Source organism: Sphingobacterium sp. UBA1498, from assembly GCF_002325125.1.
GTDB lineage: Bacteria > Bacteroidota > Bacteroidia > Sphingobacteriales > Sphingobacteriaceae > Sphingobacterium.
This window is the reverse complement of the sequence record NZ_DCRG01000039.1, coordinates 98,840-109,550: the sequence shown is the minus strand read 5'-3', so window position 1 is coordinate 109,550 and position 10,711 is coordinate 98,840. Positions and strand designations below refer to the sequence as shown.

Sequence of the window (10,711 nt, the reverse complement as noted above, 5' to 3'; positions counted from 1 at the left end):
AATAATTAAGCACGGGAGATAAAGAATCACTAACAGCGATTTTATTTCCCTTAATGATACTGGTTTGCCACCCCAATAACTGTTCCTGAACAGGTTTAACTGGACTTGGTATATGTCTTCTATCGGCCTCGAAACTCCCGTTCTTAACATAATTATTATCACCATTCACCAGCCATTCTCCTGTTGTTGGATGAAGACTCCATGAACTTAAGGAATTAAAAATAGGCTTTGAGCCATCAAAGGAAAGGGGACACCACTGGTTATATCCTAAACCATTGCCCGCAAAATTAGCCCATCTGTCACCACAATATATCACTGTTTGCTTTTTAGTCCCTTTTAGCGTAACAAAAAATCCTGTTTGCGTGACATGGGCATAATCTGCCTCTGTGCCTTCCATGATCAGCATCTTATTGGTTGGCGTATATGGACCGTAAATATGATCTGAAACTAAGTAATAAGCAAAAGAGGAATCCCAGCCGTATAAGTTGGAGGCGAATAAATAGTATTTTCCATTCTGTTTGAACATACAGTTCCCCTCTCTTCCCTCACCTTTGAAGATCATATTACAATCCAGTAGTCCAACTTTACCGTCCTTTATACCGATCTGTGAGATGTAAATCTTGTTCCTGCCTCTTCCATAAGAATACACCAAGTATGACTTTCCAGTATCCTCATCGGTGAATACCGTTTGATCGCCAGTGTTGCTTGTTCCTATCATAGCAGTCATATCGATGCGCCGGTGCCATTTAAATGGACCGTTGGGACTTTCCGATAAGGTAACCAATAATTGATCATTATGTTGGATCAGCAGCGCATACTTGTCTATTTCCTTGATGTATGCGACACCTAAACGTCCTGCCCAACGTGTCTGGGTATAATTTCTATTAAGTTCATCAAGAGTCAGTACATCTCCGCGAGAGGTCCAGTTTACTAGATCCGTAGACACATAACAATTGACAGAAACAAAATTGTCACGCTCAGGGGTGACACTAGGATCAATTCGGTATTTTTCCGATTCTTGATATTTTGCTCCATACCAAAAATATTTAGTCTTCCCATCTTCAGGGTCTTTGAAAGAAAAAATGCCTCCCCCTTGGCTATATATAGGACCTCCATCTTGGGTGTCCCAAAAAATATCATTTTTAATCTTCAAAAATCCATTTGCAGAATCTGACTGACCTTTCGACTGCGAAAATAACAGGCAAAGGATAAAAGAAACTAAGATGTGTTTAGATAAGGTAATCATAGTTTTGGTCCAATGGAAAAATCCAAGATAAAGCAATAATTCCTAATAGCCATCATGTACCAACCTGTACCTTCCCAAACGTATAGTTTTACCGTCGCACTCCAAGATGACCATGTAGGTATTGGTGAAGTTTTCAAATCTCAAAGTTACTTTAGCGACCATATAGCCTGCCAATTCCGCAAGGAGCACCTAGTCTTTCATATGCTTCAAGATGAAGAATTCTGAAATATTGTCTAATTACTATTTTCTTTAGTAGAATTATAAAATAAATGATAATTTTAATAGATTTGACATAAAGGTCAATTATCATGAGGAATAGTACAAAGATCACAAATGCAAGCATAGAATCCGCGGGTTTACCAAAGGATGCTAAGCAAGCCATTGCTGAATATATATGGAATGGATTTGATGCTAAGGCCACAGCAGTATCCATTGCTATTGGGAGTAATGAACTTGGCTACATCGAACACATTAGCATCAGTGATAATGGAGAAGGTATAGCACCGGATACATTGGACTATTCATTTGGCAACTTTCTGGATTCACTCAAGAAAGCGCAACCCAAACGTACTTCCTATACACGGGGCAAAAAGGGAAAAGGGCGATTCTCATTTTCCCTTTTTGCCACCCGTGCCACTTGGCATACTGTGGTGGCGCAGCATCAGGGTCTGATAGCGTACACATTAACCATAAACAGAGATACTAAAGAAACATACGATAGCTCCGAATCGCTCCCATCCCAGTCCGAGCATACAGGAACTACTGTTTTGCTCGATGGAATATTTGGCCTAAATGCTATGACATTCGAGTCGGAAGATTTTAAGGATTTTCTGGCACAGGAATTTGGCTGGTTCTTGTATCTAAATAAGGAGATGGGCTACAATATCACCATAAATGGTAATCCGATCGCCTATCAGCAGCTGATTCAGGAGACCGATGAAACCTCACTTACGATATATAGTCCACAAGAGAATTCGTTCGTATTTAAGATTAATTATATCCGATGGAAATATTCTATTGGGGACCGTTACTATTATTATTTCCTGAACAGTCATAAAGTGGAGGTAACCAAACTGCTGAGTAGTTTTAATAATAATGCTATTGAATTTCACCATTCGGTTTATGTAGAGTCTGCTTTTTTTGACAGTTTTGAAATGTCAGATATGACGCTATCTACTGAAGGAAACTTATTCAGCGAGAAAGAACAACAAGTAGTATATCGCAAGCTCTTAGCCGAATTACGTGATATGCTGGAAAGGAAACAGAAGAAATATGTCCGCGAAAAAGCGGTGGATATCAAATTAGAAGAACTCACACAGAAGAATCTTTTACCCCACTACGGGCATGCTGACTCTGATAGCGATCGTAAGGCCAAGTTACTCCAGCTGGTGCAGGAGCTCTACATTGCTAATCCACGTGCTTTTGTCGGTATCAAAGCTGATTTAATTAGGACATACTTAGGCTTCTTGGATCTCTTGCTACAAACAGATCGTAAAGCAGAGATATTACCCATCATTGAGCAGGCTATCCCCCTATCGGATAAAGAACGGGAAAGGATAGGAATGATATTGCGGTAGCAACATGAATAGATTGCAGTAAACTTTTCATCTTCTTCCAATATGACTTTTCAAGAACCCATCAAAATTTATAGTAACATGTTCTATCTTTATCCTCAACTGCTCGCAATATTCGTTTTCGGCATCTTTACATCACAGTCTATTGCCCAAGAAAAGCTAAAAGTCAATTATAAACACCTAACCTATCTCCCTAAAAATTACCATACAGATACGTCCACACATCCATTGGTTATCTATCTTCACGGAGGATCTCAAAAGGGCGATGATCTTGAAAAATTGAAGATTTATGGCTTACCGTATTTAGTAGATCAAGGAAAGGAATTTGATTTTGTAATGGTTGCACCTCAATGTCCGGAGGGTAGATATTGGTCTACGGAAAATTGGTTCGACTCGCTTTACAATGAAATAACCTCAAACTACCGCATCGACAAGAGTCGTGTTTATGTGACTGGAATAAGTATGGGTGGATATGGAACCTACGCTGCAGCACTGGATCATCCCGAAAAAATTGCGGCAATTGTCCCATTGTGTGGAGGGGTAAATGATAGCGATACTACTCGCATTTGCACGCTCAGAGACATCCCCATCCTGACCTATCACGGAACGGCGGATGACCAAATCTCCATATATGAAACAGAAAGGATAGTCAACTCTCTAGAGGAGTGCAATGGTGAAATTATTTTCCACCGTCTTACAGGAAAAGGTCACAGCATCCAGTACCTCTATGAAACTGAGCCCTGGATTTATGAATGGTTATTGATGCACCGCAAGGCGATAACTAACGAATAACTTTACATCCACGCTATTATGCTATATTCCAATCTTTATTTAAAATTATCTCGGGATTGCTTTTTACGGCTTCATCGGTTAGATTTTTCACTATAAAAACGTTACCGAATAGGCGAAAACGATAAGTCTTTGCTATCGTTTGGATATATACCGAAGCAGTATATCCCTTGTAATAAGAATGTTTTACGTTAATGGCGACTATATCTTTAAAAAAAATGGTAGTATGCTTAAATAGATAAAAAAAGCACACAGTACCCTCTTTTATTATATAAGATGGCATAAATTTCTCATAAAACGGAGCCATATTATTGACCTTTATCAGCTTTTCCATATCTGTTTCTGACAGCGAATTAATTGACTGCAGATAATTATTGGTCATTTTTTTAACAAAAAAAATGACTGGAGTAACAATCATTAAGGCAAAGCCTAAAAGAACCAATGCATAAATATAGCTGTCGCTTATCCTTGCATTATAACGATCGTCACCCAAAACTGCTTTTCCATAAGACATCGTTTCCATCATTGTACCGATGAAAAAAACAACCGGAAGTATAAGTGTTACCGACAGCATAATGCCAATGATGATTCGACTTCGACGTAGTAAGCCATCTGTAAAAAACTCTTTCCCTGTTTTTGCTTTAATGTTCATAAACTTTGCTTTAGTAGCCTCGCATGTCCAAAAAGATTTGTATACTCGTTATTCTGCATATCCGATTCCAATACACTCATTTAAACTTACCTAAAGTTTTATCTGCCTACTCCACCGTTTAATAATCGACAACTAGCATTTGTGATTTGTTTTAAATATTCAATTACCATAAGAAAATATTGCTAATGTCAGTAAGGCGGCTTTAACCACACTATTAGGGAACTCGGGGGCTACATCTAGCTACTTCATAGAAATCTTTAAATGTTGACTAGATGAATACATTCTTTGCAAGTTCGAAGAGGTGTGCTTCCGATTCGTAAAAATGCATCATGTAACCCGCTGTGTTGGGAAAAAGGATAAGATCTCCAATTTCGGGATATTTCTGCAGCTTAATTTGTCGTTTGAGAATCAACTCTTGTTCGAGACAATAACTGCCGACAAGATATGCATAACAGGGTTCATCTGAATCATCACCTTGCTGTTTGGGTAGATGAAGAGGATCCAATAAAAAGTCGGCACTCGAACTACGCAGCTGTGTACGGTTCATTTCCAAACCCACAAGCAGACGACCCTCGCTATCTTTCTTACGAAAGGCCACCTTTGCCACCGTACAACCTACTTGATCCAACAATGAACGACCAGGTTCCATGCGTAATTCCAGCCTCCGATCTGTAAAGAGTCGGTGTATTGGGAGTCCATAGATGCTGGAACGGGCTGTAAGAATCTGCTCTAATAATTTTTCCTTGTGGATCTCATTGAAATATGGATATACAGTAGGTTCGCCATAAAGCTTATCCTCGATCTTGACCATACCTAAGGCATCATTCTGGTAAGTAAGTTCAGGTCGATTTCCTAGCAAGGCTTCACGTAGTGCTGTATGAAAGGATAACCATTCTTGTTCCGATTTAAGATAATTCATCAGGATACCCCCGCCAATATCGAGAGATCGCGTGTGTATTCCTAAGTCATGCAATTCATCAATCACCTGTACTGACTGTTCAATGGCAGCAACACGTTCGTCAATTGAATAGCCATTAAGATGAAAATGCAGCCCGTTGTATTTGACCTGAGGATAGCTTTCTGCCAAACGTTTTATGCGTTCTGCAACGCTATCGATAGTAAAGCCAAAACGTGTTGGTAGTCGTTGGCCATTGACAAGAAATCCTCCCACACGTATATTAATCAGCATAGGTTTCCCAAATGTTGCGGCAACATCCTGTGCCAATTGCAATTCATCTTCGTTATCCAGTACAACGGTAACATTATACTTTAATGCCAATTCAAGGAGTTGTCGATTTTTGACTGCAGCAGTCAGCACGAGTTGCTCACTGGCTATTCCCGCATCAAGGCATTGCTGTAGTTCCCTAAGGCTTGCGGTATCCACGCCTTGGCCGGCATCCGCTACGGTTTGAGCGAGTTGCAGGCATTTATTTGCTTTACGGGCGAAGAATATCTTGTGAATGACATTATACTTATTCAGCACAGCTTGATAAGCATGGATATTTTCATTTAAAGGCTTAAAGTGATGTATATTGACTGGTGATCCGTATTGTTCAATTCGTTCAAAAAGTTCTTGGGGCTCTTTGGTAAGATGATTTACCCAAGGATGCAGAATAGGTGTTAAAGAAAAAAAAGTGGTGTTCATGCTGTGTTTCTATAGTGTTCGGATTGTATCGTCTACCCAATAACAGGAAGTATCGTTTTTTGTTCGTGACAAGGTGTCGTTGTCGAAGAATACGCCTTCGGTATTAGCCCCATAGCAGTAAATGGGCACCTTGGCCAAGGTATTGCACTTGCCACGCTGATCCATGGACAAAGTACCAGGAAAATAAGATTCATTTCGATGGGGACAAATTAGCCCTTGGCTTAAAAGTGTATCATATAAAGCAGCATTATGCTGATGTAAGGAGGGTCTGCCTATGCGTGCATCGATTAAGGTATTAAAAGATGTAGCTTTTCCATTTTCGTCACAAACGACGAAAACACTCCCCACTTCTTGCCATCGAATGGTCGGCTTTTTTAAAGGCAAGAAACGGATGATACCCGCTCTTGCCAAGGCTAATATTTTTTCCATATTGGCAATCGGCGGACCATAGCTTACGCGGTTGAAAGCACCGAAATAATACTGATCCAACTGCTGTTGCGAATTGCCGGTAAACCCTACGGAAGAATATAATTCAGCAATATATGGACATATCTCAGACCACACCGAAGCAGCCGCCATTAATGGGCTATTCTGTTCACCTTGCTGCGCCTCCTCAATATTATTCTCGATATAGCGCAATATTTCCTTCTCATTCGTTAAGTTGGGTTTTAAAAGTTTATGTAATGTAAAACGTTGTTGTAAAGGGATCGCATTTATTAAGCTTTGTAGACGTTCGAGGTCGTTCTCGTTGAATTGGACAGCATAATAACGAAGTTGAATTTCCTGCTCGATTATTGGGAGCATATCTTTCTCAAAATCAATTTTTGTAGACTGTTGCATCCATAATTTAAACTTCGAAGCATTTAATAAATATAGCGAACGTTTTTCTTGATACTGTGGACCACGACAAAGTATAGGTAGGGAAGTTCTTGAAAATGAATAGATCAATGGTTCCTTTCCTGAAGGACAATATTCTCCGTTATCATCAAAGGTGCCGCCGCGTCCTTCAGTAAGAGCCAATGCAATGTCGATGAAAGTAAGTCCCATGCCGGTAATACCTACTTGGGCATCAGAAGTAATATCATCATATTTTGACACCGGATATGGACTTCTGATAAAATTTGCCATTGTGACTTCAGATTCAGTGATTAGCGGCGTGTTATTGTAACAATGTCCTGTAGCGAGCAATATACTTGCAACATCCCAACTCCCCGTGTTGGTTTCAATCCTTGCCTTAGAATGCTGTTCCGCTATTGCCACAACAGGTTCTGCGATAAGCTGAAGTTGGACATTTGCGGGGAGCTGCCGCATCGTCTCCTTAGCTACCCACTGCAAATAATAGCCCACCAAAGCTCTCGAAGCAAAGTCAGTTGGCTGGACATCTGTATCTATACACTTCACCTTACTGAGCCACTCCATAAAACTTTGTTGATCTTCTTTCTGACTATACTTATCATGAAAAGCATTCAAATGGCCAATACAGTAATTAATTAACAGGTAATCAGGTTGGTGTATACTGTAGTTTGGGCCGCAACCAAATAGTTCATCTCTGTTGAACCATAAAACTTTACAGGGTTTTGTAGCTTGGTGGAGACGCATACGGTTAATGAAATGATTGAGTCCATACAAACCCTTCGGCCCACCCCCAACAATGGCAATTGTATTATCCCCGTGTGGCTGCAATTTTTTTTGCTCTCGTTCTTGATAATAGGAATATAGGTCTCGTTGTGGATTAATGTGTTGCGTATTCCAAATCATACCAATACTTCTTTAAATGTCTGCTCTACCCATTCCTCATTGTATATGGTATCGAGATAGCGCTCGCCACTATCCGGGAAAAGCAGCACTACTGAAGAGTTTGTCGGGATCTGCTTTTTTAATTTATGGAGTGCAGCTACTAGCGCTCCAGAAGAGCCTCCGATGAGCATACCTTCGCGTTCGCGCAACAATTGACAACCTTTTACAGCTTCAAGATCTGAGACTAATGTATAATGATCAATCTGATGCTTTTGCAAAAACGCAGAGGGATGGCTTGCTCCCATTCCCGGAATATTTCTAGCGTTCGGCTTATTTTTAAAAAGAATGCTACCCACTGCGTCAACGGCAATCAACTTGGTGGTAGCAGATGCTTTCTCAATCGCGTCGGCAATGCCGCGGATTGTACCACATGTACTGGTGGCAACCAGCATATAGTCGGGGGCGGCATGGAGTTGACTGGTTACTTCACGAAATATACCTTCATGCGCAATATGCACATTTGGATTACCGTACTGATTCGTCCAATAACTATTGGGAACTTTATCCAAAAGGTCCTGCACTTTTTTTAGACGGTTGCCGAGGTAACCCTGATTCTCATCTTTCTCATTTACCTCGACGATATTTGCACCGAAAGCATTCAAAAGTTTCCTTGCGTGCTGGTTAATATGCGGGTCTACAACAATATAAGAATCGAGGCAAAGCAACTTACAGAGCCGCGCCAGTGCAATACCCATATTTCCAGAGGAAGATTCAATAATAGTCGTTTCGTTATTAATATCACCTTTTCGAATGGCTTCAAGTAAAATGTTTGTAGCCGACCTATCTTTTACACTACCACTAGGATTACCCATTTCCATCTTCGCATAGATTTGCATACCTAGACTGGAACTGAGCGAAGATAGCGATGTTAATTGCGTATTTCCTATTCCCAATGCCAGGTTACTTATTCCCTTTACGTCACTTATTTGTAAGCCCATAGTTTTATATCTTCAGTTTTACCCTTAATGGTGACAATACGCTCCAAAAAAAATGCCGCATGCGCTATGAAATAAATATACAGGTAAGTATATTGTGCAAAGGGAGGTTTATACGGAGACCGACAGGTATTTGACCGTGTAGATGGGGTATTACCCTCGCGCTCTAAATTCACTAGGTCAGTCTTGATGATTGTTCAAATTTAAAAATTGATGAGAATCAGGCTTGAATTAGCAAGAGAATACAGAAAACTGAATAGAGAATCGGAATTTCAGAAGGAAATTTCAGCCGTTTCCGAAGGTCTTAATCCGTACAAAAAGGCAATGCTAAATATTTACATCGACAAATATTTACGGTAGCATACAAACCTCAGGCCGCAGACCAGCGATTAGGGAACTCCTTTAATGATGCGTATGGAAAGTTGAATTTATTCTTAATCAGATCATCCGCGATCCAATAGGATCTTTCCCTCCTCACTGATCCGATCCGGCGTCCAAATAGGCTCCCAAACGAGATTGATAACTATGGCTTTATTTGGGAATTGCTGTTGCAATGTGTTTTCAACACCTTGAACGATAGAGTCACCCATTGGGCAATATGCAGAAGATAATGTCATGGTTACGACAATGCAACTCGGATCAGTTAAATCAAGATGATAAATTAAACCCATATCTACGATATTGATTCCCAGTTCGGGATCCATCACAAGCATCAATGCCTGAACAGCTTTTAACTCCTCAAAGGCCTCGGGTTTTGTTAGATCAATTTTCATATTATCTTTCATTCATTATACAAACTGATGCATACTTTATTTATAGTGTTCTTCGATGAAAAACTACTTTAACGATATTAAAAACATATACAACGGCTAGTGCTACCCAAGTCCAGGCAGCACAATTCAGTAGCCACTTGAATTTAAAGGCCACAGCAATGGCCATAACAAAAAGTGCCAATAGGTAAAGGTAATATTGTATCGAAAGCAGCCGCTGACTATAAAGCTCCTTAGGCATAGGTATTTTTTTGGTTCCATTGAGATCTTTATAGCGCCAGTTCCAGATCATAAAAGGCAGGGTCTTAAAAGTCATTCCCAAAATAAGGCCTGTTATCCATCCAAAAAATAACCATACGAAATATAAATTAACCCAACTACCAAACTGCTGCTGCACAACCATAGGCAATGTGAAGAAAGCGAAAAGTAAACTCAAAAAGGAAATGAAACTATGTTTCATTGGAATATCCAAAATCTTACGTGCACGGTGTATATAACAGTCTACAACAAAAACAGCCCAGCATATAACTCCCAATAACACAATTACTCCAAAAATAAGAGATCTTAATCCCACAGGATGAGTATAGCCGTCCAATAAAAAAAGGACCAAGCCAAGGTTTATCAAAATGATCGAAACATAGAGCCACTTTGTTTTGGCAGATCGCCCCAACAGAAACATGGGCAGCATCTTTGCTCCTGCTCCCAGGATCAGTTGCAAAAACCAACCAACAATACCAACGTGGGCATGTAGCTTTAGAATATCGAGGTGACTTTTAGTTAGAAAACCATGAAATAAATTAATGGCGAGCAAAAGGCCTAAGGTTGTGGTAAAACAAAGCCAAAAGGCCGATAGCGTAAAGTAAAGGCGTAGTTCAAATAGGTGCTCCACATCTTTAGTAGTCATCCACAGCGTATAGAAGTATAGGTAGGAGCTGAGGGTAATCAATAAACCTCCAAGACACATGAGTAAACCGATCTTGAAATGCCAGAAACTATAAACCAACAAGCAGGTTCCCAATGTCAATAGGATATAAGTGGAAAATGCCAATCGGGAAGAGCTAAGCGGACGTTCGAAAATAACCGGCACCAGCTGATAAGCCGCCCCATAAATGACCATCGTCCCCCATCCCAGTGCTAGACTGTGGACAATAGCCAGCACTTTAGGTTGAAAATGGTGTCCAAAGAGCCCCCCTCCGGTAATGACGATCAGGACCGTGAAAATTAGAAAAAAAATGCCTGAAGTGATAAAGAATGGCAATACGACATATTGTTCAGGTGCTTTATGAATAGAAATATTTGCCAT

Annotated in this window: 9 protein-coding genes; 2 read left to right on the top strand and 7 right to left on the bottom strand. The window is 40.2% G+C overall.

Annotation, left to right across the window (positions count from 1 at the left end):
* Positions 1–1,246: family 43 glycosylhydrolase (locus B3139_RS20760; RefSeq protein ID WP_293885484.1), on the bottom strand; the 1,246-nt coding region annotated here is incomplete at its 3' end.
* Between the two features lie 308 nt (positions 1,247–1,554).
* Here B3139_RS20760 and B3139_RS20755 point away from each other — a divergent pair.
* Positions 1,555–2,823, top strand: a complete 1,269-nt coding sequence (locus tag B3139_RS20755; protein WP_293885482.1) for an ATP-binding protein — start codon at positions 1,555–1,557, stop codon at positions 2,821–2,823.
* A 42-nt stretch (positions 2,824–2,865) separates the two neighbouring features.
* Positions 2,866–3,612 (top strand): prolyl oligopeptidase family serine peptidase, encoded by a 747-nt coding sequence (locus B3139_RS20750; protein WP_293885480.1) that lies wholly within the window; start codon positions 2,866–2,868, stop codon positions 3,610–3,612.
* Positions 3,613–3,628: 16 nt separating this feature from the next.
* On the opposite strand, the gene B3139_RS20745 is transcribed toward B3139_RS20750, so the two are convergent.
* The 6 genes from B3139_RS20745 to B3139_RS20720 form a co-directional block, all read right to left on the bottom strand.
* The gene (locus B3139_RS20745) at positions 3,629–4,261 is read right to left on the bottom strand and encodes a hypothetical protein (RefSeq protein ID WP_293885478.1); all 633 of its coding nucleotides are present in this window, start codon (positions 4,259–4,261) and stop codon (positions 3,629–3,631) included.
* 268 nt (positions 4,262–4,529) lie between these two features.
* Positions 4,530–5,906 (bottom strand): Y4yA family PLP-dependent enzyme, encoded by a 1,377-nt coding sequence (locus tag B3139_RS20740; protein WP_293885476.1) that lies wholly within the window; start codon positions 5,904–5,906, stop codon positions 4,530–4,532.
* A gap of 9 nt (positions 5,907–5,915) precedes the next feature.
* Positions 5,916–7,664, bottom strand: a complete 1,749-nt coding sequence (locus B3139_RS20735) for an FAD/NAD(P)-binding protein (RefSeq protein WP_293885474.1) — start codon at positions 7,662–7,664, stop codon at positions 5,916–5,918.
* Entirely contained in the window at positions 7,661–8,641 is a 981-nt protein-coding gene (sbnA, locus tag B3139_RS20730) for a 2,3-diaminopropionate biosynthesis protein SbnA (protein WP_293885472.1), read from the bottom strand. The genes B3139_RS20735 and sbnA overlap by 4 nt, the downstream gene beginning before the upstream one ends.
* A 440-nt stretch (positions 8,642–9,081) precedes the next feature.
* Entirely contained in the window at positions 9,082–9,411 is a 330-nt protein-coding gene (locus tag B3139_RS20725; protein ID WP_293885470.1) for a metal-sulfur cluster assembly factor, read from the bottom strand.
* Positions 9,412–9,451: 40 nt separating this feature from the next.
* Positions 9,452–10,711, bottom strand: coding sequence for a hypothetical protein (locus B3139_RS20720; RefSeq protein ID WP_293885469.1), 1,260 nt, complete (start codon positions 10,709–10,711; stop codon positions 9,452–9,454).

Bases quoted from the DNA above. Each gene is read 5' to 3' on its own strand.
- B3139_RS20755 (WP_293885482.1), top strand. From the start codon at position 1,555: ATGAGGAATAGTACAAAGATCACAAATGCAAGCATAGAATCCGCGGGT.
- B3139_RS20750 (WP_293885480.1), top strand. From the start codon at position 2,866: ATGACTTTTCAAGAACCCATCAAAATTTATAGTAACATGTTCTATCTT.
- B3139_RS20745 (WP_293885478.1), bottom strand. From the start codon at position 4,261: ATGAACATTAAAGCAAAAACAGGGAAAGAGTTTTTTACAGATGGCTTA.
- B3139_RS20740 (WP_293885476.1), bottom strand. From the start codon at position 5,906: ATGAACACCACTTTTTTTTCTTTAACACCTATTCTGCATCCTTGGGTA.
- B3139_RS20735 (WP_293885474.1), bottom strand. From the start codon at position 7,664: ATGATTTGGAATACGCAACACATTAATCCACAACGAGACCTATATTCC.
- sbnA (WP_293885472.1), bottom strand. From the start codon at position 8,641: ATGGGCTTACAAATAAGTGACGTAAAGGGAATAAGTAACCTGGCATTG.
- B3139_RS20725 (WP_293885470.1), bottom strand. From the start codon at position 9,411: ATGAAAATTGATCTAACAAAACCCGAGGCCTTTGAGGAGTTAAAAGCT.
- B3139_RS20720 (WP_293885469.1), bottom strand. From the start codon at position 10,711: ATGGCAAATATTTCTATTCATAAAGCACCTGAACAATATGTCGTATTG.